This is a genomic window from Acinetobacter sp. WCHAc010034 (assembly GCF_001696615.3).
Classification (GTDB): domain Bacteria; phylum Pseudomonadota; class Gammaproteobacteria; order Pseudomonadales; family Moraxellaceae; genus Acinetobacter.
Genome location: NZ_CP032279.1, coordinates 2,167,361 through 2,192,977, shown reverse-complemented (window position 1 = coordinate 2,192,977; position 25,617 = coordinate 2,167,361). Strand labels below are relative to the sequence as shown.

Genomic DNA, 25,617 nt, shown 5'->3' with positions numbered 1-25,617 from the left:
GTCTTATAGCTCCACTTCCAAGCCCATAGAACGTGCAGAACCAGCGATGGTGCGTACACGAGCGTCTAAATCAGCACCAGTCAAATCCGGTTCTTTAGTAGTCGCAATTTCTTCCAACTGAGCGCGGGTCAGCTTGCCAACTTTAGTTTTGTTAGGCACAGCAGAACCTTTCTGGATGCCGGCAGCTTTCTTCAGAAGAACAGCTGCAGGCGGAGTTTTCATGATGAATGTGAACGACTTGTCGTTGTACACAGTGATCACGACTGGAATTGGCAGGCCAGCTTCAACTTTTTGTGTCGCAGCATTGAATTCTTTACAGAATGCCATGATGTTCACACCGCGCTGACCCAGTGCAGGACCAATCGGTGGAGATGGATTCGCTTTACCAGCTGGAACTTGCAGCTTGATATAGCTGTCAATCTTCTTAGCCATTTCAAATTACCTCTGGGTGCAAACGCCGCTAGGCTCCCCAATTTATAAGCAACGGTATCGTTACAACAATAATGCCCGGTTTATAGAAAACCGGGCGTTTTACAGCCAATACAGCTTAAACTGATTTTTCGACTTGGCGGAATTCCAGTTCAACCTGCGTCGGCCGGTTAAATACATTAATCGTCAGCGTCAAGCGTGATTTCTCGTACTGAACCTCTTCCACCACACCTTTAAAGTCTGTGAATGGACCGTCAATAACCAGCAGCTCTTCGCCCGGCTCAAACATCGTCTTAGGACGAGGCGCTTCGCCGGTATTGCGCACACGCGCAAGAATCGCATCCGCTTCTTTCTGCGTGATTGGCGCAGGCTTTTCCGCCGTGCCGCCAATAAAGCCTAATACTTTTGGACATTCTTTAACAATGTGCCAAGTTTCATCATTCATTTCCATTTCGACTAACACATAGCCGGGAAAGAATTTCCGTTCTGATTTGCGTTTCTTGCCATCCTTCATTTCCACTACTTCTTCGGTAGGGACGAGGACTTCACCAAAGCTATCGGCTACAGCGCTACGCTGGATTCGATCATTAAGCGAGCGCAACACCTGTTTTTCATAGCCTGAATAGGCATGAATAATGTACCAACGTTTCATAGCTCTCTTACCCGATAATAAACTTCATTAACCAGCCCAACACATAGTCGAAGCACCATAAAACTATGGATGCAATCACGACAACCGCAAGGACATGCCAAGATGTGGTCACTGTCTCCTGCTTGGTGGGCCAAGTCACACGACGCAGCTCAATCCGCGCATCTTTCAGCAGGCGGATGAAGCCTTTGCCTTGATGGGTGGCGTATAATAAACCTAAAGCCACGATGATACAAGCCAAAATCACCCCAACGCGCACCCAAATATCATTTGCCGGCGCCCAGTATGCTGGCAAATGCTGATTCGCCATCATCGCGCCGATCAATAAAATCAAGGCGATAACCCATAGAACAACATCTAAAGGGGAACTTGAATTAACAATTTCAGCAGGATTATTTCTTTGAGGAATTGGCGCGTCGCTCAATGCGTCACGCGATTTATCATTCGACATTTTTGTACTCGTCGTAGGATTCGCGACTTATTATATGACCAGTTTAGCCAGCATCAAGCTTCTTTTTGAAAAAATTGGCAGGCCAGGAGGGACTCGAACCCCCAACATTCGGTTTTGGAGACCGACGCTCTACCAATTGAACTACTGGCCTGAAAAGCGGGCCGGGAGCCAAAACTCCCGGTCTGCAGTACTTATCTTATAATTATGCAGTTACTTTCGCAACAACACCAGCGCCCACTGTACGGCCGCCTTCACGGATTGCGAAGCGCAAGCCAGCGTCCATTGCGATCGGGTGGATCAACTCTACTGACATTTCAACGTTGTCGCCAGGCATAACCATTTCAACGCCGTCTTGCAGCTTGATCGCGCCAGTTACGTCAGTTGTACGGAAGTAGAACTGCGGGCGGTAGCCGTTAAGGAATGGAGTGTGACGGCCGCCTTCTTCTTTAGAAAGCACGTATACTTCCGCATCGAATTTAGTGTGCGGCTTGATTGCGCCCGGCTTAGCCAATACTTGACCGCGCTGAACGTCTTCACGCTTAGTACCGCGAAGAAGAACACCGCAGTTCTCGCCCGCACGGCCTTCGTCAAGAAGCTTACGGAACATTTCTACGCCAGTAACTGTAGTTACTTGAGTATCACGAATACCAACGATTTCAACTGATTCGCCTACTTTCACGATACCTGATTCAACACGGCCAGTTACTACTGTACCGCGGCCAGAAATAGAGAATACGTCTTCGATTGGCATCAGGAATGCTTTGTCGATAGCGCGCTCCGGCTCCGGAATATAAGAATCAAGCGCGTCAACCAGCGCAACTACAGCTGGCTCGCCGTATTGACCTTGGTCACCGTTAAGCGCAAGAAGCGCTGAACCGCGGATTACTGGAGTGTCATCGCCCGGGAAGTCATAAGTAGACAGAAGTTCACGAACTTCCATTTCTACCAGTTCAAGCAGTTCTTCGTCGTCTACAAGGTCGCACTTGTTCAAGAATACAACGATGTATGGAACGCCTACCTGACGGGATAGCAGGATGTGTTCACGAGTTTGCGGCATTGGACCGTCAGTCGCAGCACATACAAGGATCGCGCCGTCCATCTGAGCAGCGCCAGTGATCATGTTTTTAACATAATCGGCGTGGCCCGGGCAGTCTACGTGAGCGTAGTGGCGAATAGGAGAATCGTATTCTACGTGAGAAGTATTGATTGTAATACCGCGCGCTTTTTCTTCAGGCGCAGAGTCGATTGCAGCGTAGTCTTTCGCTTCACCGCCGAATTTCTTCGCGCATACAGTTGCAATCGCAGCTGTTAAAGTCGTTTTACCATGGTCAACGTGACCGATTGTGCCCACGTTAACGTGTGGCTTATTACGTTCAAACTTAGCCTTAGCCATGCTTATTTTCCTCGTTTACGTCGAACACAATTCTGAGCAAGACTCAGCCTCGACATATCGCCTAAAAAACTAGACACCCAATACTTGAAAAGCAGACTAAATAGCCTGCTTTTGGAAATCTTGTGCAGCAATGCTGCTAAACTGTATCTGGAGCTCTTATCGAGATTTGAACTCGAGACCTCTCCCTTACCAAGGGAGTGCTCTACCACTGAGCTATAAGAGCAATATAAGAACTTCATGGAGCGGGAGACGAGGGTCGAACTCGCGACATGCAGCTTGGAAGGCTGCCGCTCTACCAACTGAGCTACTCCCGCAGAATGTTGGCATAAACCACATTGAAGCCTTAGAATTGGTGGTGAGGGAAGGATTCGAACCTTCGAAACTTTCGTAGCGGAGTTACAGTCCGCCCCCTTTGACCGCTCGGGAACCTCACCATTTACACTTACTTCAGTGTCTGTTCTTTTACTTTACGCTTCAATTCATCCAAGATGGTGCCGGCACACGGATTCGAACTGTGGACCTACTGATTACAAGTCAGTTGCTCTACCAACTGAGCTATGCCGGCGTTTCTTAGTGTTTCGTACGTTTCGTATCGGAACGGTGTGCAGTTTAGCAAAACTCTGAATCCGTGCAAGTGTTTTTTTTAAAAAAACCGTCAAAAACTCATAAAATCAATCCATTTGATGATAATTCAACCGCTTTGATCACTGCGCGGGCTTTTATTTGGGTTTCATTCCATTCAGATTCAGGATTTGAGTCATAAACCACCCCTGCCCCGGCCTGCACATAGACCTTGTTTTCCCGGATCACGCAGGTGCGGATGGCAATCGACATGTCCATTTCGCCGTGCCAGCCTAAATAGCCGACCGCGCCGCCGAAAATTCCGCGCTTTACCGGCTCAACTTCGTCAATAATTTCCATGGCGCGGATTTTCGGCGCGCCGGAAAGCGTGCCTGCCGGGAATGTCGCCTTAAAAACATCCAGCGCATCGACTCCATCGCGCACTTCCGCCTGCACATTGGAGACAATATGCATGACATGCGAATAGCGCTCGATCACCATTTGATCGGTCACCTGCACTTTGCCGATTTTCGACACGCGGCCGACATCATTGCGCCCGAGATCTATCAGCATTAAATGCTCAGCGATTTCCTTTTCATCGGACAGCAGGTCCTGCTCCAGCGCCAGGTCTTCTTCCTTGGTTTTGCCGCGCGGGCGCGTGCCGGCCAGCGGGCGCACGGTGGCAATGCCGTTTTCCAGGCGCGACAGGATTTCCGGCGAAGAGCCGACAATATGGAACGGCTTGCCGTTGTCCAAAGTTTCACCCTGCACCAGAAACAGGTAGGGTGAAGGATTGAGGTGGCGCAGCGCGCGGTAGACCTGCAGCGGATCGCCGTCAAAATCGGACACCATGCGGTGGCCCGGCACCACCTGCATCACATCGCCCGCGCGGATGTATTCTTTAACCTTGGCGATTGACTCGATGAATTTGTCATGGCCGGTCAATGATTCAAAATGCGGCGCCGCATGCTTGCGCGCCTGCAGGCTCACCGGAACAGCCAGCATATTTTCCAGCTCATCCAGCTGCGCCTGCGCCTTGCTGCAGGCGTCCGCATCATTGGCATCGGCATGCACAATCAGGAACAGGGTATCTTTCAGGTTGTCAAACACGATGACGGTTTTCGACAGCATCATCCAGATATCCGGCAGGCCGATCGGATCGGCTTCCGGCGCATTATTCAGGCGCGGTTCAATGTAGCGCACGGCGTCATAGCCGAAATAGCCAACCAGGCCGCCGGTAAAGCTCGGCAAAGCCGGCAAATCAGCTTGGGTCGGCACTTTATATTGCGACTGAAAATCGCGGATGAATTGGAATGGATCTGCGCAACTTTGCTTTTCTATAGCGCCATCGGCATGCTTGATGGTCAGCTCGCCGGCGTTGCAGGAGAAGACCGTAGACTCGCCCAAGCCAATGATGGAGTAGCGCGCCCAGTTTTCACCGCCCTCCACCGACTCAAATAAATACGCCTGCTTGTGCGCTTTTAAGCGGGCAAAAACTGAAAGCGGGGTTTCAGTATCCGCCAGGCGCTGGCGGTAAACAGGAATCAGGTTATAGCCTTGGGCTTTCAAGCTGTCGAATTGAATTTGCGTGGTCATGCGGTTTTTCTCTGTCGGTATTGGCGTTATTCAGTAATACTGGTGTGCTGGACTGAGTGTCGCCATCGAAAAACCATTCTGCTGCTCATGTTTGTTCCTTCATCGCGCTTCATTGGGCAAGCAATTCCCGAAGATCATCCACCACAAGCTGCGGCTGGCAATCCCGGATATTTTCACCATGATTATAGCCATAGCTGACCGCAATACAATCAATACCGGCGCGGCGGGCAGCCTCCACATCATTGGATGAGTCGCCGACCATCAGCACCTGCGCTTTTTCCGCCTGATAGTATTCCGCGCAGTGCAGCAGCTGGCGCGGATGCGGCTTGCGCTGCTCAAAACGGTCGCCGCCAATCACGTCGGCAAAGTAATGCCCCACACCCAGCGCCTCTATAATCCGGCGCGCCGGCTGTTCCGGCTTGTTGGTCACGCAGATCATGGTCTTGCCCTGCGCCAGGCCCCAGTCCAGAAACGCCTGAATGCCGGCATACAGCTGGGTTTCCACGCAGGGGTCGGCATTGTAGATTTCCAAGAATGTGTCCAGCAGCTGCCGGTGCTGGGCTGCGTCAACGCTGCCGGTGAGATGTTCCAGAACGCTGTGGCAGAAAACCGCTGTGCCCTTGCCGATCCAGACCCGCACCTGCGGCTCAGTAACCGGCGGCAGCTGCAGCGCGTTCAGGCTCATATTCATCGCGCGGTGCAAATCCGCAGCTGAATCCACCAGCGTACCGTCCAGGTCAAATAAAATCAGCGCCCGTCCGGCTAAATTCAAATCAAACATCGCACCCTCTTTTTTTCATTTCCATCCGCCTAAAACGCGCAGGGCATGCGATTGCATGCCCTGAACGCAATACAAATCCAGCTTATTTCAGAAACAGCCAGGCCAGAATAGCCAAAATCACAATCGCCACTACAGTCATCAGGCCCACAGAGGCATTCTTGCGCTGCTCAGTTTCCTGCTCCGCACGGGCTGCAGGCTGCTCCGCAGCCGGCGCCGGTTCAGGCTGCGCAGCGCTCAAATCCGTACCTTCCGGAATCGGCGCCGGCTTCGGCACAGCGACATGCTGCGGCATGCCGTCACGCGACAGCTGAATGCCTGCATCACGCTCAGCCAATTCAGGCATGCCCTGATCATTCATTTTCTGGGCTGCGGACGCCGCTTCCGGCTGCGCTTCCGCAGCTGCGGCTTCCGCCGGCTGCAGCACAGCGAATTTCAGGCCAGCAAACTGGACAATGTCGCCATCCTGCAGCAGGGCTTCGGCATTTTCCAGGCGCGCATCATTGACAAAGGTACCATTGGACGAGTTCAAGTCCTGCACCCACAGCGCCTGCTCTTTCAGCAGGAAAGCCGCATGCTTGCGTGAAATCTCAGCCTGCTGCAGCACAATATCCGCAGACTGATGGCGCCCGACCAGCATATCGCGCTCAATGCTGATTTCCTGCCCCGCTAAGTCGCCTGTGACGGCCTGTATTTTCCACGTCATGAAATTCAATTCTCTATCCGGTTTTGCCTTCATCATACATGCTGCCGTGCGGATTCTTCAACCGCGCGTTCCAGCGCCGGGCGCCGGCTTCAAGGCGCCTGAGCCGGGCGTGCGCCGTTCGGCGCAGCCGCAGGCTGGCGCTTCAACGGCGAAGGCTCAATCGCCACAGGGGTCGCTGCCGCGGGCACAGCCGCGCCTCCGGAAGGCACAGCCTGATAGGCGGCCTTGCCGGCGCTGTACGGAATTTTAGACACCGGCACCCGCGGCTGATACATATCTTCGACGTTTTCTGGCAGCTTGGCGAAATTGCCGTCCTGATCCAGCGCCAGCTGCAGGCTGTACAGCTGACTGTAGCGCTGCTGCGACATTTTGCGCACGTCTTTGGCGTCGCCGACAATGGTCGGATGAATAAAGATCAGCAAGTTGCGCTTTTTATTGGATTTGCCGTCAGCGCGGAAAAGGCGCCCCAAGCCGGGAATTGCGCCCAGGCCCGGCACAGCCTGGCGCACATAGGACGTATCATCGGAAATCAAGCCGCCCAGAACAATAATCTGGCCGTGCTCCGCCAAAATGGAGGTCTTAATCGCGCGCTTGCTGGTGACCAGATCCTGCGCCTGCCCTTTGCTGGCGGTGACATTGGAAACTTCCTGCTCAACCTCCAGGCGCACCGAACCGCCTTCGCCGATATGCGGCACCACTTTCAGCGTCACGCCGACGTCCTTGCGCTCAATGGTGGTGTAGGGGTTGGCCTGGCCCGATGCCGTGGTTGACACCGAACCGGTAACAAAAGGCACGTTTTCGCCGACCACGATATAGGCCTCTTCATTATCCATGGTCAGGATCGACGGCGTAGACAGCAGGTTGGATTTGGTATTTTCCTTCAGCGCCTGAATCATTGCGCCATACAGCCTGCGCGAACCGTTGGCGCCTTCCTTGTAGTCGCCCAGAATCAGCGATGTGCCTGCGCCGATCACACTGCCTGCGCCGGCCGCGCCGCCGGTGGCATAGCCAGCCGCAATACTCTTCAGGCTGGAGCCGACCTTGTCAAAATTGATCAGGCCAATGCCGCTGTTCAAGTCACCCAGCGCCCACTGCACGCCCAGCTGATCGACATCGCTGCCTTCAACTTCAATAATCGCAGCTTCAATCAGCACCTGTTCGCGGCGCGTATCCAGCTGCTGGATGGCGGATTCGATCTCGCGCATCAGCTGCGGGTCGGCTTTCACCAGCAGCGCATTCTGGGTGGTATCCGCAATAATGCTGACGCCATTGGCGCTGAAGCTGCTGATGGCGTTTTGGCTGGCGCTGCCGGAGCCTGAATTCAGGTTTATGCCTGAAGATGCGCCGTTCTGCGAAGCGCTGGAGCCTGAGCTGTTCAGCATGCTGCCGGCGCTGCCTGAGCCGTATGCAGAACTGCCCGAGCCTGAACTGGAAGAAGATGAAGAAACCGCCTGCCCAGTCACCAGGCCCTGCAGGATTTCCGCCAGGTTTTTCGAGCTGGCGTATTTCAGGCGGAAGACTTTCAGCCCGCCCAAGCGGTCCGCCGGCGGCACATCCAGCATTTCAATGGTCTGGCGGATGCGCTTGCGGGTTTGCGTATCACCCTTAATGATGATGCGGTTGGTGCGGCTGTCCGCAATAATCCGGACGCGCGAGCCTTTGGCGTCTTTGGCGGCCCCGGTCGAAGTCATTGAATCCAGCAGGCCGATCATTTCTTCCGCCTGGCTGGACTGCAGCGTCACCGCTTCAATGTCGTTCTGGCCGGTGCCGTCCAGATTGCGGATAATGGTTTCCAGCTGATAAATATTGCTGGCGCGGTCAGACACAATTAAGGCATTGGTGCCGCCGACCGCCGACAAATGCGCAAACTGCGGCATCAGCGGGCGCAGCGCCGGAATCAGGTCATTGGCGTTGGTGTTTTCCAGCCAGATGACCCGGGTGACAATCTGGTCGCCGCTGGCGCTGCGCCGCGCATCATAGGGAATGCCGGAACTTTTCACATTGCTGTCCGGCACCAGCTTCACGGTATTGCCGGACGGAATCGCGACCACGCCATTGACATTCAGCACGCCCAGAAACAGATCATAGACTTCATTTTTATTCAGCGGCTTATTGGAGATGACCGTGACATTGCCGCGGACGCGCGGATCGACCGCAAAATTTTTGCCGGTAATATCGGCCACTTCATTGATGAATGCGGCGAGATCGGCATCGCGCAGATTGATTTTCCAGGTCTGCGCATAGCTTGCGGTGCTGGCCATCGCCACCAGCGGCGCTAAGGCGCATGCGGCTAATGCCGGTCGATTATTATTGAATAAAGCCATGAACTGTTCTGCTTCCTAACCTGCTGAAGTGATGACACATCACTTAAAATCCTGCTGTACGGTCATCACTTGATCACCGCGTTTTATTTCCAGCTTCACCTGACCCTCACGGCGAGCCTGTTCTAATAATTGCGCCTCTGACTGGCCCTGACCCACAGCCTGCCCGTTCAGCGACATAATGCGGTCGCCCGGCTGCAGGCCTAATTTATTGCGCAGTCCGGCCGGCGTGCGCGCGGTGACTTCAAAGCCGCCGCCGGCTGATGAGCTCACGCCCATTTCCTGCAGGTACTGCTCGCGGTTTTCCTGAATACGCTGCACCGCCTGCCCGATGGCGTTCTGCTCCGGGCTGGCTTGCTGCATACTGCTGCCCGGCTGGGCACTTGGGCTGCTTGGCGAAATCGGCTGATTCAGTCCATTTTCAATGCCTTTAAACGCCAGTTCACGCACGGCGCCGCTTGCGCTGCGCAAAACCGCCCGGTCCCAATGCACCTCGGACAAGGCATAGGAAGAACCCTCAATCACATCGCCGACCCGGTAGCGCTCCGCGGTTTCATTGACTTTAATCACCGCCGAAGAATACTGGCTTGGATAGCCGACCATCACCCCCTGCAGCGCCATATTCAGCTGCGCGTCCGCGCCGGATGCGCGCCCGGCTTCCTGAAACAGCGAAAATGAGCTGATATTCGGCACCTGCGCCTGCTGCGAGCCTAATTCCGCCCGCTGCGGCTGCATGGCCTGAGGCGGCGCCAGCAGCAGCCACAGCAGGGCGGCCATTTGCCAGCACAGGCAGATGATCAGCACAGCCAGCGCCGCCGGCGCCAGCCGGTCTGTATTTTTCCAGTTGTACTGCTTGAGTTTTTCCATCCAGCCGTTCATTAAAAGCCGCCTTTCAGCAGAGGCTGACGTGAACTGATGACATAAGTATCCAGGCCGGCTTTGCCGTCATAGGTCGGAATATTCAGCAGCAGGCGCTGGGTTAATTGAACATCCATCATCAATTCCGCATCCAGCTGCAGATTCAGCATTTTCTGCTCGCGCGCATCGCGCACATCAAACTGCAGCTTGCCGCTGTCGCCGCGCAGCCGGCCCATCAATGAAGGCACATTCATGCGTTCCTGGCGCTGCGCAAAGCTGTACAGCAGCTCTCCGCCGGCCCACTGCAGCTGCCCGTCCGCCTGGCTGAAGCCTTGCGCCTTTGCGTATTTGAATGAAACGTCCTTCAGCTGAATGGCATTGCTGGGCCATTGCCAGTCTGCCAGCGCTTTTAAGGTTTCCGGCGCCACCTGGCCATTCAGCGACTTGACGATGACGGTTTTGCCAAAGCCGTAGCCCAGCGCGCCTGCCAGCTGGGTATTGCCGCTGTGGATTTCCAGATCCGCGCCTAAGCGCAGCAGCAGCAGGTCCAGCGGGCGGATTTTCCAGCTGAGCGAGCCGCGCAGCTGGCCTTTATTCCAGTCGGCCTGGCCGCGCCAGATATTGCCGCTGACGTTGTGCAGCGCCTGATTATTTTTATAAAATTTGGCAATCAGCCAGGCTGCCGGAACCTGCAGCATGACGAAAATAAAAAATGTGATGACAGCAAAGATCAACCATCTGATTTTTTTTGGCTTATTGCTCATCCCGCCCCAACCAGTATTTCAATTATTTGTCCCTGAGATGCTGTTTTCTTTTATAAACACATTATGCACACTTTTTCTGCGCCGCCAATTCAAAGATATAAAAAAACCAAGCGCTGCCGCTTGGTTTTTCCATCTTAGCCTGCCTTCGTGACAGCCTGATGACGCGCTATCAGATCAGGAAGCTTTCCAGCTTAGCGCCTTTTTCCAGCTCAGCCACCAGCCAGCGCGGCTGCTTGCCGCGGCCAGTCCAGGTGTCTTCCGGATTGGCTTTGCTGCGGTAGCGCGGCTCTACAGATTTGCGCGTGGCTTTTTTTCGCTTGCTGGCGCCGAATTCCAGAATCTGCTCAATGCTGAGGCCGACATTTTCCGCAATTTCCAAAATTTGATGATAAGCGTCTTCAACAGCCTGGTCTTTTTTAGACGCAATTAATGCTTCGGCTTGAACTTGCAGCTTTTTAAGCTCTTCAACAGATAAATTACTAATGTCTGGCATGATATTAAATCCTTAAAACGGGTTCCGTATTATTTTGCTTTTTAAAACTAGCTCATCATATTTATATTGCTATAAACATTCAATATATAAATGCGGTTTAAAAACAATATTTCAATAGTTGCCGTCATAATAAAATAAGCCGGCCGGCATTTTAAATATCATGCTGAACGCGCCATTCAATCTCCTTAATATTTTGGCGGATATTTTCCGGCATGGGTATTTTCTGCAGATTCAGTTTATCTACGCAGACAATTACCGCTTCGCCCTGCGCTGCGATATTCTGCTGCTGCCCGCTCCATAATATATAGCTCATCCGGATTGCGCTGCTGCGCATCTCTTCCACCCGCGCGCCGATTTTCAATTGATCGGGATAAAACAGCGGCCTCAGGTATTGACACTGGCTGGATGCAACTACAGTATAAATATCCTGCTGGAAAATATTTAATTCTTCAAAATAGCAAATGCGCGCGCTTTCAATATAGCGGTAATAAACTGCATTATTGACATGGCCAAATGCATCCATATCTCCCCATGCGACTTTCTGTTCATAAATCACCGGATATTCAGCCAGTTCAATCATTTTATTTTCCGTTATATTTTAATTTCTACAAAATTTGCATTATTTTCAAAAATTAAATTTAACTGTTTGATCAAATGTTCCTGACCGGACAAAGTGGATTTAATTCTTAAATAGCTCATCAGCACATCATCCGGATACAGCTCCAGCAGCGCCTGCGCTTCCGCCTGCCGACCTGTCGCCTCAAACACATGCCATTTGGCGAAGCTGAATACCGGCAGGGCCGGATAGCGGCTTTCCCATGCATTGATGCGCTGCTCAATCTCCGCATAGTCTGGGTTCTGCTTCAGCAGCTGCTGCTGGAACCACAGATAGAACACTTCCTGATTGAACTGCTGCGCCAGCAGATGCACCGCAAGCGCTTCATGCGCCTGGCTCATTTCCGGCATGCGCGCCAGCACTTTCAGCCACAGCGCCTTGATATGAAAGCTGCGGCTGAAAATCTGGGCGCTTAAGCCTTCGTAGCGCTCGCGCAGCAGCTGCAGGCCGTCCGGATCCGCCTGATCAAAGGCCGCCAGCAGCTGTTCCAGCCAGGCCTGCTTGGTTGCTTCATCCAAATGGCCGTATTTTGTCGAACGCAGATACATCCACGGAAACTGCAGCGCAAACTGGCCCCATAATGCGGTCAGGCGCTGCGCATAGGCGGCGCTGACATTATTCAGCCAGGGCGAAAGCTCATGCTGATTTAAAAACTCCAAATGGGTTAATGCCTGCTCTCCGTCCCGCTGCGATAAATAAACCGCAATCCGCTGCAGCTCAGCCAATTCAAATGCCATTGGATTGGCTTCATTTAATGCCGCCAGCGCGTCATTATACTGCTCGCGCATCCAGTACAGGCGCGCGTCAATAATCCCCTTCAGCAGGCCCGATTCGCTGAAGGCCTGCTGAACAAACTGGCGCTGGTCCTCGGCCGCATTCAGCAGCCAAACCACAGCCAGCTGCTCATAAGGATGGAGCTTGCTGAAACTGAATACGGTTTCCCGCTTGCGCTGCTCCCGGCTTAAATAGCGCTTGGCCGCCAGCCAAAGCAGCTGGCCCATTAAGCTCAAAAGCGCCAGCATAATCACCAGAAACCACATATTGGTTTGAATTTGCCAGTCGCGCCAGTATAAATAAACATAGCCGGCGCCATAGCCGAAGCTCAGCACGCTGAATAATGCGGCCGCCAGCAAACTAATCAGCAGATACGCGCGTAAAATCTGTTTCATCTGCAGTTATCCAATTAAAGCCCGGGTATTTAAAATAGGCGCGGTAAGGGCGGGGATTTTTTTCAGCTCATTCAGGCGCTGCACAAAATACCGGGCTTTTGCATCCGGCAGCGGCTTCAGGATTTGCGCAGCCTCGGTCAGCTCCTGCTGAAAAGCAAGATACTGGCCTTTATGCAGCTGCTGCTGCGCCAGCAGCAGGCGCAGCTGCGCTTCCTTTAAAATCAGCGCGCGCTGCATCAGCAGCGGGCTGGGCTGCTGCACAGATTCAACCTGAATCCAGCGCTGCCAGAATGAGCGCTCAGGCTGCGGCGCAGGCTGCGCATACTGCGCTTTCAGCTCCTGGGCAATGCCCTGATCAAGCTGATCCAGCACCGCAGCCAGCTTGCCCTGCTGCTCGGCATTGGCATTGATGAACTGCATCACCATCTGGCGGTCTTTGCCGACGGCCTGATGCAGGCTGGCTTTCAATGCCGGCGCCAGCGCGTACAGCTCCAGATTCTGATTCAGCTGATTGAGCTTTTCCAGCGCCAGCGGATACTGCTGCTGGCGCAAGGCGAATTCAACCAGGTCCAGCTGCTGCCCGATCAGCGCCGCCGGCTGCAGCGCGCTGGCCTGCGGCGCAGGCGCGGCGCCGCTGGAATTTGCCGCGGCGGCAGGAGCTGCCGAACTGCTGAGCTGGCGGTTCAAGGCGGCCAGCTGGTCATTCAGGCTGGCATTGCGCTGTTCCAGCGCTTTCTGCTGCTGCGCCAGCGCCTCCTGCCCGGCGCTGAGCCGGTACAGGTCAAAGCTGATTTTAACAATCCACAGCGCGCTTAAAATCAGTAACAGAACAAGCAGTTTTTTCATGGAGTTCCCTGCACAGGCGCAATTTGCTGCAAAATGGATTCCAGCCGCAAATCATTCAGTTGAATAGAAGAAAAAGTCAATTGGCGGGCCTGCCGGCAGCCGTCCAGCAGCCCGGACAGGCGCCCGCCCAGCGCCAGAATATGCGCATGATTCAGCAGCTCCGGATGATCTGCGGTCAGCGCCAGCCAGTTCAGCCAGCTGGCTTCGCTGCTGATCAGCATGCAGTAGCGCGGTTCGCGCTGCAGCCGCGCCAGATTTGCTGCCAGTATTTGCGCAGCCTGCGCGGGGCATTGGCGCCGGTACAGCACAAAATTCAAGATCCGCATGCCCTTTGCGCGCAGCGAATCCATCATGAACTGGCGCCCGCCTTCGCCGCGCCAGAAGGCCACTCCTGCCGAAGCGTTCAGCCGGTGCAGCGCAGGCAAATCCAGCATGCCTTCAGAGGTTTCCACTTCCGGCACATGGCTGCTTACGCCATAGGACTGCAGCGCCTGCGCCGTGGCTTCGCCAACCGCGATCCACTGCACCTGCGCCAAGGCATGCAGAGGCAGCCCTGACCGCTGCAGCCCGGCCATGCCGTAATGCACCGCAGACGGGCTGACCGCGACAATGGCCTGAACTGTGTCAAGCTGGGCATACAGCTGCGCCAAAGCTTCAGACCACGGCGCAGGCGCCAGTTCCAGCAGCGGCAGTTCCAGCACCTCAACCTGCGCCGCCTGCAGCGCCTGAGTCAGGCCAGCCGCCCGGTCCGCCGGGCGCGTATTCAGAAACAGCATGGCATTAATACAGCGCCTGCAGAATTTCGCCGGCGCCCTGCGCCAGCAAGTCTTTGGCCAAGGCTACGCCCAGCTGCTCGGCATCGGCAGCTGCGCCGCTTTGCACGGCTTTCAATAGGGTTGCGCCATCGGCGCTGCCGACGCGGCCCTCCAGATGCATCCGGCCATCCTGCAAGGTGGCATAGCCGGCAATCGGCACCTGGCAGCCGCCTTCCAGATAGGCATTGAAGGCGCGCTCTGCGCGGACGCAGCTGTCAGTTTCGGCATGCATTAAAGGCAGAATCAGCTCCAGCACCGCCTGATCGCCGGCGCGGCATTCCAGCCCCAAAGCGCCCTGCCCGACAGCCGGCAGGCTGAGCTCCGGCTGAATGGCGTGGCGGATGCGTTCCGCCAGCCCCAAGCGCTTCAAGCCGGCGCTGGCCAGAATAATCGCGTCATAATTGCCTGCATCCAGCTTGGACAGGCGCGTCCCGACATTGCCGCGCAGATCGATAATCTGCAAATCCGGGCGCTGCTTTAAGATCTGGCATTTGCGGCGCAGGCTGGAGGTGCCGACTTTAGCCCCTTGCGGCAATTCATCAAAATGGCGGTAAGCATTGGATACAAAGGCATCCAGCGGGTCTTCGCGCTCGCAGGTCACCGCCAGCGCAAGGCCTTCAGGCAGGGCCATCGGCACGTCTTTCATCGAATGCACGGCTAAATCCGCGCGCCCGTCCAGCAGGGCTGCTTCCAGCTCTTTGACAAACAGGCCCTTGCCGCCGATTTTCGCCAGCGGCGTATCCAGAATTTTATCGCCCTGCGTCACAAAAGTGACCAACTCAACCGTTAAATCAGCATGCAGCGCTTCCAGGCGGGCTTTAATATGCTCCGCCTGCCAAAGTGCAAGAGGGCTTTGTCGGGTTGCAATTTTCAGGGTCTTCATAAATTTTAAGCAGCTGTAAGAATAAACATGATTCTAAACTTATCCTGCTGATATTAAAATGCAAGCGAATTTAAGCGGGACAGGCGCAGTTATTCCCCTGCGCCTCGGCTTTACAATTTCTGAATCCGCTCGCGCAGGCTGGGCAAATGCCGGCGGCTGACCGCCAGGCGCTCTTCCAGCTCGCGGCAGCGCACCTGATACTGGCCCGAGCTGACCACTTCCAGCCCGTCCAGATAGCTGACCGCCACCAGGGCATTGCGGTGAATGCGGATAAACTGATCGCCGAACTCCGTTTCCAGATCCTTTAAAGTTTCATCGATCAGCACGCTGCCGTTTTTGTGGCGCACCGTGACATATTTCTGATCCGCCAGAAAATAGTAGACATTTTCAACCGGCACCAGTTCCACGCCGCGGTAAGTTTTAGCCGCAATCTGATGGCGGCTGATTTTGAGTTCTTCCATAAGTTCTTTTTGTTTTATGCCGCTCATTTGAGCCTGGGTTAATTTTATAAGATGATCCAAAACCTGCTGCAGCTCCTGCTGCATGACCGGCTTGAGCAGGTATCCTTCTGCGTTTGACTTGAATGCATCCAATGCATGCTGATCATAGGCCGTGCAAAAAACAATGGCCGGCATCGGCTCCAATTGGCGCAGCGCGCTGGCGCAGGCCAAGCCGTCCATTTCCGGCATTTGAATATCCAGCAGCACCACATCAGGCTCAAGGCTCTGAGCCAGATCAATCGCCTGCTGGCCATGCGTGGCCCTGCCTGACACATGATGCCCCAGCTGCGTAACTAAACGTGACAACCGCTCTAATGCAAGAGGCTCATCATCACAAATCAGGATGTCCATTTCTCCTCCTCCGCCAGCTAGCATCATTTTTTTTATAGGCTAGCTGCGCTGTTCTTACTTGTATCGGTACTGCACTACTGTAGTAAACATCCCGTTTCCTGCAAATGTCTGAAAAGCCGCAGACGCGCCGTAATAAGCCGCCAGGCGCTGCTTGACATTTTCAACTGCAATACCATGTCCTTGACGTAAAGCTGTCTTATCCTGTGCATAAGGGTTAGTAATGACGATATTGACTTGATTTTGCAATATTTCAATCAATATGCTTATCGTACTCTTTGTGAGGATTTTTTCAACTCCATGAAAAATACTATTTTCAACCAGCGGCTGTAAAGTCAGCAGCGGAATTTTGACCTGCGGATGCAGTTCCGGGTTCAGCAGCTTCCATTCCACCTGCAGGCGCGCGCCCAGCCGCAGCTGCTCAATGTCCAGATAGCGCTGGCTCAGCTCAATTTCTTCCTGCAGGCTGACCAGCTTCAGCTCCTGAAAGCTGGCGCGGAACAGGCGCGACAGATTCAGCAGCATCTGTTCGGCCTTGTCCGGGTCAATGCTGATCAGGCTGATGACGCTGTTCAGGCTGTTGAACAGGAAATGCGGATGAATCCGCGCCTGCATGGCCTGAATCCGCGCATTCAGCTCGCTGTGCTGCTTGCGGCCCCACTGCTCCCGCAGGTACAGATAGCGGAAGCACAGCGCGCCCAGCAGCAGGCCATAGCTTAGATTCATGCCGGCGCGGTCAAATGCGGCGGCGGCGCTTAAGCCGCTCAGGCTGAAATTCTGCCCGAAATGCATCAGAATATTCAGGCCAGCGGTGGTGCACAGCACAATCGCCTGCAGCAGCAGGAAGCCTAAGATCAAGCTCAGCTTCAGCCCCAGAGGCGACAGGCGCGCTTCGCAGTATTCGGCAATGGCGGCAAAGCACAGCAGCACCCAGTTAATGAACAGCACATGCTGCATCAGGCTGCCGAAAGTCAAATGCTGCCAAGCCTGCGCCTGCGCCAAGGCCAGCACCAGCGCCAGAATATTGCCGGCGGTGAACAGCTCCAGCAGATGCTGCCAGCGCCCGGTCCGGCTGAAAAAATATGAATATCCCATGCAGCCTCACTGCGCAAAAAAAGATTGATGAACTTGCGCTGCGGCAATAGGGTTTGAATTTGCTATACTCTTTTCAGTTCTACCGCTTTTTATCTTATTGAGCCGACATGACCACATCTTCTAATTCCTCCAATCCGTCACAAGCCCAGACTTCAGGCATGTGGGGCGGCCGCTTCTCTGAAGCAACTGACGCTTTTGTTGCTGAATTTACAGCATCTGTACAATTTGACCAACGCTTTTATAAGCAGGATATCGCCGGCTCAATCGCGCATGCAACAATGCTGGCGAAAGTGGGCGTGCTTACCGCGCAGGAACGCGATGACATCATCAGCGGCTTGAACACCATTAAAGCGGAAATTGAGGCCGGCAATTTTGAATGGCGCATTGACCTTGAAGATGTGCACATGAACATTGAGTCGCGCCTGACTCAGCGCATCGGCATCACCGGCAAGAAGCTGCATACCGGCCGCAGCCGCAACGATCAGGTGGCAACCGACATCCGCCTGTATGTGCGCGATGAAATTGACGCCATTTTGCAATTACTGCAAAAACTGCAGAAAGGCATTTTGGGCCTGGCGGCGCAAAACACCCAGACCATCATGCCGGGCTTCACCCACCTGCAGACAGCGCAGCCGGTGACTTTCGGCCACCATTTGATGGCGTGGTTTGAAATGCTGGTGCGCGACTCTGAGCGCCTGATTGACTGCCGCAAGCGCGTCAACCGCCTGCCTTTAGGCTCTGCCGCTTTGGCCGGCACAACCTACCCGATTGAGCGCGAATACACCGCTGAGCTTTTGGGCTTTGAAGCGGTCTGCGAAAACTCGCTGGATGCGGTATCTGACCGCGACTTCGGCATTGAATTCAATGCTGCTGCATCGCTGATCATGATGCACCTGTCGCGCATGTCGGAAGAAATGATTCTGTGGACTTCGGCGCAATTCAAGTTTGTCAATATTCCTGACCGCTTCTGCACCGGCTCGTCCATTATGCCGCAGAAGAAAAACCCGGATGTGCCTGAGCTGATCCGCGGCAAAACCGGCCGCGTGTACGGCGACCTGATGAGCCTGCTAACCCTGATGAAAGGCCAGCCTTTGGCCTACAACAAAGACAATCAGGAAGACAAAGAGCCGCTGTTCGATGCGATTGACACCGTGCGCGGCTCGCTGATGGCCTTTGCCGACATGATTCCGGCTCTGGTTCCAAACGTTGAAATCATGCGCGAAGCGGCGCTGCGCGGCTTCTCAACCGCGACGGATCTGGCGGATTATCTGGTGAAAAATGGCGTGGCTTTCCGCGACGCGCATGAAATTGTCGGCAAGGCGGTGGCTTTGGGCGTCCAGGAAGGCAAGGACCTGTCTGAGCTGACGCTTGAGCAGCTGCAGCAGTTCTCCGGCCTGATTCAAGCCGATGTGTTTGAAAAAGCCCTGACGCTGGAAGCCTCGGTTAATGCCCGCAGCCATATCGGCGGCACCGCGCCGGCGCAAGTAGCAGCAGCCATTGAGCGCGCGCGCCTGCGCCTCGAAAAACTTTACGCTTAAGGAGCCTTGATATGTCCCGACAGATTTTTTGCCGCAAGTATCAGACAGAAATGGAAGGCCTGGACTTTGCGCCGTTTCCCGGCGCCAAAGGCCAGGAGCTTTTTGACACGGTGTCCAAGCAGGCTTGGCAGGAATGGCTGAAGCACCAGACCACGCTGATCAATGAAAAGCGCCTCAACGTGTTTGAAGCGGATGCTAAAAAGTTTCTGGAAGAGCAGCGTGAGAAATTCTTCAGCAATGATGAATCGCTGGAAAAGGCTGAAGGCCTGAAGCCTGAATAAAAAGAAAGCGCCGCTTTCTTTTTATGCAAGGCAAGCGAAGCGCGCAGCTTCAAATGTCAAAAGGAGCCTGTAAAAAGGCTCCTTTTTTATCCGCAAAGAAACACCGCTCCACCCAACGCAAGGCGGAAAAATGCAGCATTCAAGCCCTGTTATATAGCCAAATTCTAAAGTCTGTATGATTCATAATTGCCTATAAAATATAATTTCACGAGATTTTAGTCACGTTAACTCTTTTCGGCAATTAATGATAACGCTTACACTGCCTCATTTTTCCTTTAAGTATTTAAACAGCTTTGCGCAGGAATACCCCACTTTGGAAAGACCCAAAGTGGGCAAAGGTCTTTTGTTGCCCATACACTGCATCCTTGCCATGATGGGCAAGGTGCGGCATCCTTGCCGCACACGCGTATCCAAAGTTTATTTTACTCAATGGCCTAGGAAGCTTAAGCGATTTTCGCGGAGCTATTTAAGAAAACTTAGCCATCATATAGCTGAGTTTTGAAATCTGTATCACACATCATCTCCCATAAAATATGCGTTCATTAGGTTTTGTGTGTGATCGCTATTTAGGTAATTGGCTATAGCGCTCCGGCAGGCATTCAGCGCGCTATCTGCAGTCAAGCCGCTGAATGTAAACCTGCGCTACATTTCTCAATAAAACGCAGCATTACACTACAAGAACGCACATGATTCTGAAATCCGCCTTGCCTATAATCAGTTGCAAGAAGATGGAAGCATCTTCATATAACAGTGATAAAACCCCAATTTTCTTCCCAGATTTCCCCCAAAGTCTGGGAATTTTTTTGCCTGCCTGAAGGCTGCGCGCAATAAAAAAGCTCCTGTTCAGGAGCTTTTTCAGAGTAAACCTTAAGGCTGCTTTAAATACGGCCAGGCCGCCTTTAAATAAATGAACATTGACCACAGCGTTAGAATCACCGCCGTATACAGCAGCGCATAGCCCAGCATTTCTAAAGGCTGCCAGTTCAGCAGGAACACCGAAATCGCAATCATCTGAAAGGCGGTTTTGTATTTACCGACCGTAGACACCGCCACGCTGGTGCGCGCGCCCAGTTCCGCCATCCATTCGCGCAAGGCCGAAACCGTTATTTCACGCGAGATAATCACAATCGCGGCGAAGGCCATGGAAATGCTCGGCTGCCACTGCACCAGCACAATCAGCGCCGCCGCCACCATCAGCTTGTCGGCCACCGGATCTAGAAAACGGCCAAAGGCGGAAGTCTGATTCAGCGTGCGGGCCAAGTAGCCGTCAAACCAGTCGGTTACGGCCGCCACTACAAAAATTCCGGTCAGCAGCATATGCCGGCTCATGCCGGAAGCATGGCTTTCAGCCCCCATAGCAGGCGGCCAATAGGCCACCCCTAAAAATACCGGAATTAAGGCAATCCGCGCTAAAGTTAAAATATTTGGAATATTCAGGATTCGACCTGCAGTCATAGACACCGCCAATGTTTCCCCTTTATGCAGGATGCAAATGCACAATATAGTGAGGATTTACCCTTCGTTAGTAGCGCTCACTTTATACGAAACGGCATACAGTGTCACTAGGCAAACACCGCAACTGTCTGGCGCGAAATCGCGATCAGGCGGTTATCCGCATCCCACAAATGCGCATATTCAGTGGCATAGCCGCCGGCTGCATGGTCGGTGAATACTTTATATTTCAACCAGTCATGCAGGCTATTCCGCAGCGGATGCACGCAGGTCAAATGCCAAGTTAAAGAGCTGGCGGGCGCCATGGCGCGGTACATCGGCAGCACGCCGGGCGGCCACATGTCAAAAGCAGCCATCAGGTCGGCAGTATTCATTGCGCGATTCTCATGCCGCGCAGGGTCAAAGCGGAACCAGCCGCCGAAGTCCGGCTGCGCGGCCGCAGTACAGGGATACTGCCCTTCCGCCCATGCCATCTGCATCTGCTGAAAGCACTCCGGCGCCAAAGGATGATGCTGCGCAAGCTGCAGCTGCTCCGCCGGAGGATAATCCGGCGCTTGGCGCTCATGGCTGACTTGAATAGATGATTCCCGCGGCGCGCCGAAGCTGGCCAGCAAAATGCTCTGCACCGCGCCATCCTGCCATAAGCGGACTTCCACCGTAGTCACCGACTTGCCTTGGCGCAGAACTTCCGCAGTCAATTTTGCCTGGCCGAGCTGCACCGGTCCGGCAAACGTGACACTGGCGCTGAGCAGGCGCTTGCCGGCATCGGCAGCCGCCGCCGCGGCCTTATGCATCAGCATGGCGGCGACCAGGCCGCCGTAAATAGTGCGCCCCTGCAGCCAGCCTTCGGGAATATCGACCCATGCTGACTGGTCAATCCGCTGATAAAGCGCCGCTAATGACATGCAAATTGTTCCTGAATTCCGTTAAGCATATCTTTGGCGCATTCGGCGGCGCTGTGAATGATCAGTGACCCGCGCGTCATTGAGCGTTTCCGCCAAAGCTTATTCAGCCGGCTTATTCATGCAGGATTTTATAGACCGTGCGCGCCATGACATCCCCCAGCCCCTGCACCAGCTTCAGCTCATTTTCCGAGGCTTTCAGCACACCCTGAATGCCGCCGAAATGCGTCAGCAGGTCACGGCGCCGTTTCGGCCCCAAGCCCGGAATCACTTCCAGAATGGATGAGCCGCGCTTTTTGTCGCGCTTGGCGCGGTGCTTGGTAATGGCAAAGCGGTGCGCCTCATCCCGCACCTGCTGAATCAGATGCAGCGCCTTGTGGTCTTCCGGCAGCTGGATTTTGCTGCCATCGGTAAAGTGCAGGGTTTCCAGCCCCGGCTTGCGCCCTTCACCTTTCGACACCCCGATCATGAAGGCATCCAGCCCTAAATCATTCATCACTTCCATCGCCATATGCAGCTGGCCTTTGCCGCCGTCAATCAGCAGCAGGTCGGGCAGCATATGCTTCTGATAGCGCCGGGTCAGCGCCTGGCGCATGGCGGCGTAGTCATCGCCCGCCGTAATGTCATCGATGGAGAACTGGCGGTAATCGCGCTTGCGCGCGCCGCCGGCATCAAACACCACGCAGGAGGCCACGGTCGCCTCGCCCATGGTATGGGAAATATCAAAGCATTCAATCCGGTCTATTGGACGTCCCGCAACCTGCTCAAGCTGATGGAAGCGCTCATTCAGCTCAAAATGATTGGTCAGCTTGCCTTTAATCGCGTGCTGCACATTCATCTGCGCCAGCTCCAGCCATTCCGCGCGGGTTTCACGCACCTTATGCTTGATCTGGATTTTCTTGTCAAAATGCTGCTGCAGCGCCTGTTCCAGCTCCCTGCGGTTGGCCGGCTCAACATTCACGATTAATTCCGCCGGTACTTCATCCGCCACCTGAAAATAGAAATTGGCGATGAAATCTGACAGCAGCTGCGCCAGATCATCGCCCTGTATGTCGGGAAAATAGCTCTTGCCGCCCAGCATCTTGCCGCTGCGCACATGCATGATCTGCACGCAGGTCACGCCGGCATGATAGGCGATGGCGATGATGTCGGCTTCGCCTTTGACGGTGTAAATCGCCTGCTGCGCCTGCACATCGCGCAGCAGCGCCATGCGGTCACGGTAAAACACCGCCTTTTCAAATTCCAGCGCTTCCGCCGCCGCTTCCATTTTCTCAATCAGTTCCTGATTCAGTTCTTTAGTATCGCCCTGCAGGAAGCGGATCGAGTTATTCACATCCTGCTGATAGTCTTGCGGCGAGATCAGGCCGACGCAGGGCGCGGAGCAGCGCTTGATCTGATACTGCAGGCAGGGGCGCTGGCGCTGCGAAAAATAGCTGTTTTCGCACTGGCGCACATTGAACAGCTTCTGCAGGATTACCAGCGTATCGCGGGCATTGTAGGCGCTGGGATAAGGGCCGAAAAACTTGCCGGCCTGATGCCGGCCTTTGCCGCGCCCGCTGGCGATGCGCGGATAAGGCTGGTCTGCCGAGATGAAAATATAGACATAGGATTTATCGTCGCGCAGCATGATGTTGTACGGCGGGCGGTGCAGCTTGATCAGGTTCTGTTCCAGCAGCAGCGCTTCGGTTTCCGAGCGCACCACCAGCGTTTCAATATCATAAATCCGCGCCACCAAAGCCTGTGTTTTCGGGTGCTCAAGGGTTTTGACGAAATAGCTGGAAACGCGGTTTTTCAAATTCTTGGCCTTGCCGACATACAGCAGCTCGCCGTCCTTGCCCAGCATGCGGTACACACCCGGCAAAGCGGTCATATTGGCCAGAATTTTTTCGATATGTTCGCGCGCGTTTTCGTTCACTGCTGCCGTTTTCCATCATCGTGATTGCTCTTTAACATGATGTGATAGCTATTTAACTATTTTCAAGCAATCCGCTGAATTTATTGTTTCTCATAGCAATAAGCTGATTGCTAAAAGCTATTAATGGGAAATTGGTTTTTTGCCATGCTCAAACTATCCTGCTTTTGGAACACAATGAATGACGCATGCCAATCCCGCCATCCATATCGTACAGCCGGCAGCCTCGACGCATAGCAGTGCCGAAAAAAACCGCTGGATGGGCAAACCGCGTTTTCATTTTGAACCTCAAGAGATGATGCAGCACTTACGAGAGCGCATTATTGGGCAAGAAAAATACGGGTAGAACTTGAGCCAATTGTGGCCGTATATTTTTGAATTATCCTGAGAAAAATAGCCTCCAATTGGATTTTCAAAATCCAAAAATTTATGCTCATCGCATAAATTTTTCTAAGACCATGCCTCAGGATTTATTGCCAATATTCCACGCCATGCTGGTCTATAAATCCTGAATTAATATCAGTTCCTTTCTCTTTAAAAACATAAAGTAAACCTGATTCATCAAAATTCCCAAAATGCATCGCATATTTAAAATCAATTACGCGCTGCCCTTCTTGATCCATAAAAGCATAAGGCTTTTCTAAGCTATATTTAACTAAAGTGCATAGTGCTCCGTGATAATCCATAAATACATCTGTACAGCCCAAAGGAGCTTTCATTACTCCATTTTCATCTATATATGCTGCTTGCTGATCTATGGATACTGCGCAACGCTGTTGCCGAAATCCGTAATCGCTCAACTCATCGAATTGATGTTCAATCTGCAATTTAACGCCTGAATCATCAACTTTATAAAAGCCCCATTTCTTTTTATATTGAGTCGCAATTAATTCCCGCCTGCCTGTACGGATAAGATTGAGATTTTCATTACTCAAAAAGTTCAGCTGATGAACTTTAGTTTCTTTGGTCTTTAAAACAGCTTGACCCTTTTTATTAATAAATTCCAGGTACCTATTCCGCTGAATCAAGCTATAGCCAAATGCACAAAGCTCCGCATGTTTGAGCTGATCAGCAATGATTTCTCCCATTGAATTAATCACAGAAAAATATTGCTGTTTACCCTGCCCGAAGCTCACGACTGCAATGCCATCACAAAAATGACTGGCATTGCTAAACTGCGCAGAAATCACTTCTTGCCCGGTTTCATCCGAAACAAAACCATAAAGATTACCTTGATTTGGAACATAACGTTTAAAACACCGCAAGCCTGACTGTTCTTCACCAAGATATTGATATTGTGCATGAATAGTCCAATGTCCATTGATATCTATCACGCCCCAGACTGAACCTAAATTTTTTCGGGCAATACTCACAATTGCACGATGATTACTGAATGGGTAAATTTTTGAAAACTGCATAGAAATCAGCTGCTGATTTGAGTGATCTACAAACCCCCAGCTTCCATCATCAGACTGCACGCCAATGAGTTCTTGACTGTCATAATTTACTGCTGAATATTGCGGTTCTATTTCAACAATTTGACCATTTTCATAATAGATCCACCCATAGCGTTTACGCTCATTCAACGTAAAACACAGCCAGCCTTGATTGAATTTGAAAGGTTTGAGTATTTGGAAATATTTACATTCAATAAGAAAATTCAGCTCAACATCAACAATGCCAAATTTTTGGTTTTTATGATAAGGAATTATTGGAGTCATTTTTATTCCCTTGTATTTCAAATATTTTCATATCAAATTAATTCAATCTATTTATGCATGCCTAAGGCCTTCAAAAAAGCCTGCTGATCTCTTGGCGATACTAATATCTGCTTCATTTCCCCATCTTGTAAATATTCAATTTTCACACGTTTTAATGACAATGCAGGCGATGCATCCAAATGATCGGTCAGACTTGCTTTTTGAATATTGGCTATGGGAATTACCCATTTAAATAGCAAGCTATGAATCGTAAGTTCATCATTTTTCACGATATAACGTGTATTGAGTATTGGCCACCAAAGCAGCAGCACCGTCAAAATATACACCGCCGTATGAACAGGATATTGCTGCATAGTGCCTTTAGCTTGCATCGTCAGTAATAATTGAATGAGCAAACCACTCATACAAATAATAAATGCGACCACCCACCAATCTTTTTTAGAACTAAACGTGTACATTGCATCCCCCATCTATTATTTTCATTCTATACAAGATTTTTCTATTGGCATGTAACTTTGCGGATTAATTTTAAAGCGAATA

The 25,617-nt window shown here is 52.7% G+C and carries 26 protein-coding genes, 5 tRNA genes and 1 pseudogene; 4 read left to right on the top strand and 28 right to left on the bottom strand.

Annotated elements, in window-relative coordinates:
• Positions 1–3: 3 nt before the first annotated feature.
• From rplK to gspN, 15 genes are all read right to left on the bottom strand, one after another.
• Positions 4–432, bottom strand: coding sequence for a 50S ribosomal protein L11 (gene rplK, locus BEN74_RS12115; RefSeq protein ID WP_068909887.1), 429 nt, complete (start codon positions 430–432; stop codon positions 4–6).
• A 115-nt stretch (positions 433–547) separates the two neighbouring features.
• A complete protein-coding gene (gene nusG, locus BEN74_RS12110; RefSeq protein WP_068909888.1) occupies positions 548–1,081 on the bottom strand; it encodes a transcription termination/antitermination protein NusG in 534 nt (177 codons plus the stop codon).
• Positions 1,082–1,088: 7 nt separating this feature from the next.
• Positions 1,089–1,529 (bottom strand): preprotein translocase subunit SecE, encoded by a 441-nt coding sequence (gene secE / locus BEN74_RS12105; RefSeq protein ID WP_068909890.1) that lies wholly within the window; start codon positions 1,527–1,529, stop codon positions 1,089–1,091.
• Between the two features lie 75 nt (positions 1,530–1,604).
• Positions 1,605–1,680 (bottom strand) — tRNA-Trp (locus BEN74_RS12100).
• A 51-nt stretch (positions 1,681–1,731) separates the two neighbouring features.
• Complete coding sequence (gene tuf / locus BEN74_RS12095; protein WP_119285047.1) at positions 1,732–2,922, bottom strand: elongation factor Tu; 1,191 nt, start codon at positions 2,920–2,922, stop codon at positions 1,732–1,734.
• A 148-nt stretch (positions 2,923–3,070) separates the two neighbouring features.
• A tRNA-Thr gene (locus tag BEN74_RS12090) sits at positions 3,071–3,145 on the bottom strand.
• A gap of 15 nt (positions 3,146–3,160) precedes the next feature.
• A tRNA-Gly gene (locus BEN74_RS12085) sits at positions 3,161–3,236 on the bottom strand.
• A 36-nt stretch (positions 3,237–3,272) separates the two neighbouring features.
• A tRNA-Tyr gene (locus tag BEN74_RS12080) sits at positions 3,273–3,356 on the bottom strand.
• A 55-nt stretch (positions 3,357–3,411) separates the two neighbouring features.
• A tRNA-Thr gene (locus BEN74_RS12075) sits at positions 3,412–3,487 on the bottom strand.
• Positions 3,488–3,585: 98 nt separating this feature from the next.
• The gene (gene trpE, locus BEN74_RS12070; protein ID WP_068911126.1) at positions 3,586–5,079 is read right to left on the bottom strand and encodes an anthranilate synthase component I; all 1,494 of its coding nucleotides are present in this window, start codon (positions 5,077–5,079) and stop codon (positions 3,586–3,588) included.
• A gap of 109 nt (positions 5,080–5,188) precedes the next feature.
• A complete protein-coding gene (locus BEN74_RS12065) occupies positions 5,189–5,860 on the bottom strand; it encodes a phosphoglycolate phosphatase (RefSeq protein WP_068911125.1) in 672 nt (223 codons plus the stop codon).
• 82 nt (positions 5,861–5,942) lie between these two features.
• Entirely contained in the window at positions 5,943–6,563 is a 621-nt protein-coding gene (locus tag BEN74_RS12060; RefSeq protein ID WP_068911128.1) for an FHA domain-containing protein, read from the bottom strand.
• Between the two features lie 89 nt (positions 6,564–6,652).
• On the bottom strand, positions 6,653–8,887 hold the full coding sequence (gspD, locus tag BEN74_RS12055) for a type II secretion system secretin GspD (protein ID WP_068911124.1): 2,235 nt from the start codon (positions 8,885–8,887) through the stop codon (positions 6,653–6,655).
• Between the two features lie 39 nt (positions 8,888–8,926).
• A complete protein-coding gene (locus tag BEN74_RS12050) occupies positions 8,927–9,763 on the bottom strand; it encodes a type II secretion system protein N (RefSeq protein WP_068911123.1) in 837 nt (278 codons plus the stop codon).
• Positions 9,763–10,506 (bottom strand): type II secretion system protein N, encoded by a 744-nt coding sequence (gene gspN, locus BEN74_RS12045; protein ID WP_068911122.1) that lies wholly within the window; start codon positions 10,504–10,506, stop codon positions 9,763–9,765. Before gspN ends, BEN74_RS12050 begins: the two co-directional genes overlap by 1 nt.
• Between gspN and BEN74_RS19460 the strand changes: the two genes are divergently transcribed.
• Positions 10,439–10,657 carry a hypothetical protein gene (locus BEN74_RS19460; RefSeq protein WP_162898110.1) on the top strand — a complete coding sequence of 73 codons (219 nt, stop codon included), beginning with the start codon at positions 10,439–10,441 and terminating at the stop codon, positions 10,655–10,657. The two genes, gspN and BEN74_RS19460, sit on opposite strands and share 68 nt — an antisense overlap.
• A gap of 18 nt (positions 10,658–10,675) precedes the next feature.
• Here BEN74_RS19460 and BEN74_RS12040 read toward each other — a convergent pair whose 3' ends face one another.
• The 8 genes from BEN74_RS12040 to BEN74_RS12005 all read right to left on the bottom strand — a co-directional run bounded on the left by BEN74_RS12040 (position 10,676) and on the right by BEN74_RS12005 (position 17,271).
• Entirely contained in the window at positions 10,676–11,002 is a 327-nt protein-coding gene (locus BEN74_RS12040; RefSeq protein WP_171404927.1) for an H-NS family nucleoid-associated regulatory protein, read from the bottom strand.
• A gap of 148 nt (positions 11,003–11,150) precedes the next feature.
• Positions 11,151–11,579: an acyl-CoA thioesterase gene (locus BEN74_RS12035; RefSeq protein ID WP_068911120.1), complete on the bottom strand. Its 429-nt coding sequence runs from the start codon at positions 11,577–11,579 to the stop codon at positions 11,151–11,153.
• An 11-nt stretch (positions 11,580–11,590) separates the two neighbouring features.
• Complete coding sequence (locus BEN74_RS12030) at positions 11,591–12,784, bottom strand: hypothetical protein (RefSeq protein WP_068911119.1); 1,194 nt, start codon at positions 12,782–12,784, stop codon at positions 11,591–11,593.
• 6 nt (positions 12,785–12,790) lie between these two features.
• On the bottom strand, positions 12,791–13,630 hold the full coding sequence (locus BEN74_RS12025) for a hypothetical protein (protein WP_068911118.1): 840 nt from the start codon (positions 13,628–13,630) through the stop codon (positions 12,791–12,793).
• Complete coding sequence (locus BEN74_RS12020) at positions 13,627–14,406, bottom strand: uroporphyrinogen-III synthase (RefSeq protein WP_068911117.1); 780 nt, start codon at positions 14,404–14,406, stop codon at positions 13,627–13,629. The genes BEN74_RS12025 and BEN74_RS12020 overlap by 4 nt, the downstream gene beginning before the upstream one ends.
• 4 nt (positions 14,407–14,410) lie before the next feature.
• Positions 14,411–15,328 (bottom strand): hydroxymethylbilane synthase, encoded by a 918-nt coding sequence (gene hemC, locus BEN74_RS12015; RefSeq protein ID WP_068911116.1) that lies wholly within the window; start codon positions 15,326–15,328, stop codon positions 14,411–14,413.
• Positions 15,329–15,438: 110 nt separating this feature from the next.
• Positions 15,439–16,179 (bottom strand): LytR/AlgR family response regulator transcription factor, encoded by a 741-nt coding sequence (locus BEN74_RS12010; protein WP_068911115.1) that lies wholly within the window; start codon positions 16,177–16,179, stop codon positions 15,439–15,441.
• 54 nt (positions 16,180–16,233) lie between these two features.
• The gene (locus BEN74_RS12005; protein ID WP_068911114.1) at positions 16,234–17,271 is read right to left on the bottom strand and encodes a sensor histidine kinase; all 1,038 of its coding nucleotides are present in this window, start codon (positions 17,269–17,271) and stop codon (positions 16,234–16,236) included.
• 107 nt (positions 17,272–17,378) lie between these two features.
• Between BEN74_RS12005 and argH the strand changes: the two genes are divergently transcribed.
• Together argH and BEN74_RS11995 are read left to right on the top strand one after the other, a co-directional pair.
• Positions 17,379–18,809 (top strand): argininosuccinate lyase, encoded by a 1,431-nt coding sequence (gene argH, locus BEN74_RS12000; RefSeq protein ID WP_171404891.1) that lies wholly within the window; start codon positions 17,379–17,381, stop codon positions 18,807–18,809.
• 11 nt (positions 18,810–18,820) lie between these two features.
• Positions 18,821–19,090 carry an oxidative damage protection protein gene (locus BEN74_RS11995; RefSeq protein ID WP_068911112.1) on the top strand — a complete coding sequence of 90 codons (270 nt, stop codon included), beginning with the start codon at positions 18,821–18,823 and terminating at the stop codon, positions 19,088–19,090.
• A gap of 867 nt (positions 19,091–19,957) precedes the next feature.
• Here the strand turns inward: BEN74_RS11995 and pgsA are convergent.
• The 3 genes from pgsA to uvrC all read right to left on the bottom strand — a co-directional run bounded on the left by pgsA (position 19,958) and on the right by uvrC (position 23,359).
• The gene (gene pgsA / locus BEN74_RS11990) at positions 19,958–20,545 is read right to left on the bottom strand and encodes a CDP-diacylglycerol--glycerol-3-phosphate 3-phosphatidyltransferase (RefSeq protein WP_068911111.1); all 588 of its coding nucleotides are present in this window, start codon (positions 20,543–20,545) and stop codon (positions 19,958–19,960) included.
• 107 nt (positions 20,546–20,652) lie between these two features.
• Positions 20,653–21,447 (bottom strand): thioesterase family protein, encoded by a 795-nt coding sequence (locus BEN74_RS11985; RefSeq protein ID WP_068911110.1) that lies wholly within the window; start codon positions 21,445–21,447, stop codon positions 20,653–20,655.
• Positions 21,448–21,559: 112 nt separating this feature from the next.
• Positions 21,560–23,359 carry an excinuclease ABC subunit UvrC gene (uvrC, locus tag BEN74_RS11980; protein WP_068911109.1) on the bottom strand — a complete coding sequence of 600 codons (1,800 nt, stop codon included), beginning with the start codon at positions 23,357–23,359 and terminating at the stop codon, positions 21,560–21,562.
• Between the two features lie 178 nt (positions 23,360–23,537).
• Here uvrC and BEN74_RS19455 point away from each other — a divergent pair.
• Positions 23,538–23,690, top strand: a pseudogene (locus tag BEN74_RS19455) (ATP-dependent Clp protease ATP-binding subunit); the annotation flags it as partial.
• A gap of 136 nt (positions 23,691–23,826) precedes the next feature.
• On the opposite strand, the gene BEN74_RS11975 reads toward BEN74_RS19455, so the two are convergent.
• Both BEN74_RS11975 and BEN74_RS11970 read right to left on the bottom strand, forming a co-directional pair.
• Entirely contained in the window at positions 23,827–25,077 is a 1,251-nt protein-coding gene (locus BEN74_RS11975; protein WP_162898183.1) for a WG repeat-containing protein, read from the bottom strand.
• A gap of 47 nt (positions 25,078–25,124) precedes the next feature.
• Positions 25,125–25,535 (bottom strand): PH domain-containing protein, encoded by a 411-nt coding sequence (locus BEN74_RS11970; protein ID WP_068911127.1) that lies wholly within the window; start codon positions 25,533–25,535, stop codon positions 25,125–25,127.
• Between the last annotated feature and the right edge of the window lie 82 nt (positions 25,536–25,617).

Coding starts and splice junctions, on each gene's coding strand:
- BEN74_RS12005 (WP_068911114.1), bottom strand. CDS start 17,271: ATGGGATATTCATATTTTTTCAGCCGGACCGGGCGCTGGCAGCATCTG.
- BEN74_RS11985 (WP_068911110.1), bottom strand. CDS start 21,447: ATGTCATTAGCGGCGCTTTATCAGCGGATTGACCAGTCAGCATGGGTC.
- rplK (WP_068909887.1), bottom strand. CDS start 432: ATGGCTAAGAAGATTGACAGCTATATCAAGCTGCAAGTTCCAGCTGGT.
- BEN74_RS12030 (WP_068911119.1), bottom strand. CDS start 12,784: ATGAAACAGATTTTACGCGCGTATCTGCTGATTAGTTTGCTGGCGGCC.
- pgsA (WP_068911111.1), bottom strand. CDS start 20,545: ATGACTGCAGGTCGAATCCTGAATATTCCAAATATTTTAACTTTAGCG.
- argH (WP_171404891.1), top strand. CDS start 17,379: ATGACCACATCTTCTAATTCCTCCAATCCGTCACAAGCCCAGACTTCA.
- BEN74_RS12020 (WP_068911117.1), bottom strand. CDS start 14,406: ATGCTGTTTCTGAATACGCGCCCGGCGGACCGGGCGGCTGGCCTGACT.
- gspN (WP_068911122.1), bottom strand. CDS start 10,506: ATGAGCAATAAGCCAAAAAAAATCAGATGGTTGATCTTTGCTGTCATC.
- secE (WP_068909890.1), bottom strand. CDS start 1,529: ATGTCGAATGATAAATCGCGTGACGCATTGAGCGACGCGCCAATTCCT.
- BEN74_RS12060 (WP_068911128.1), bottom strand. CDS start 6,563: ATGACGTGGAAAATACAGGCCGTCACAGGCGACTTAGCGGGGCAGGAA.
- gspD (WP_068911124.1), bottom strand. CDS start 8,887: ATGGCTTTATTCAATAATAATCGACCGGCATTAGCCGCATGCGCCTTA.
- BEN74_RS12050 (WP_068911123.1), bottom strand. CDS start 9,763: ATGAACGGCTGGATGGAAAAACTCAAGCAGTACAACTGGAAAAATACA.
- BEN74_RS12025 (WP_068911118.1), bottom strand. CDS start 13,630: ATGAAAAAACTGCTTGTTCTGTTACTGATTTTAAGCGCGCTGTGGATT.
- BEN74_RS11975 (WP_162898183.1), bottom strand. CDS start 25,077: ATGACTCCAATAATTCCTTATCATAAAAACCAAAAATTTGGCATTGTT.
- BEN74_RS12035 (WP_068911120.1), bottom strand. CDS start 11,579: ATGATTGAACTGGCTGAATATCCGGTGATTTATGAACAGAAAGTCGCA.
- tuf (WP_119285047.1), bottom strand. CDS start 2,922: ATGGCTAAGGCTAAGTTTGAACGTAATAAGCCACACGTTAACGTGGGC.
- nusG (WP_068909888.1), bottom strand. CDS start 1,081: ATGAAACGTTGGTACATTATTCATGCCTATTCAGGCTATGAAAAACAG.
- hemC (WP_068911116.1), bottom strand. CDS start 15,328: ATGAAGACCCTGAAAATTGCAACCCGACAAAGCCCTCTTGCACTTTGG.
- BEN74_RS11970 (WP_068911127.1), bottom strand. CDS start 25,535: ATGTACACGTTTAGTTCTAAAAAAGATTGGTGGGTGGTCGCATTTATT.
- trpE (WP_068911126.1), bottom strand. CDS start 5,079: ATGACCACGCAAATTCAATTCGACAGCTTGAAAGCCCAAGGCTATAAC.
- BEN74_RS11995 (WP_068911112.1), top strand. CDS start 18,821: ATGTCCCGACAGATTTTTTGCCGCAAGTATCAGACAGAAATGGAAGGC.
- BEN74_RS19460 (WP_162898110.1), top strand. CDS start 10,439: ATGACGAAAATAAAAAATGTGATGACAGCAAAGATCAACCATCTGATT.
- BEN74_RS12065 (WP_068911125.1), bottom strand. CDS start 5,860: ATGTTTGATTTGAATTTAGCCGGACGGGCGCTGATTTTATTTGACCTG.
- BEN74_RS12010 (WP_068911115.1), bottom strand. CDS start 16,179: ATGGACATCCTGATTTGTGATGATGAGCCTCTTGCATTAGAGCGGTTG.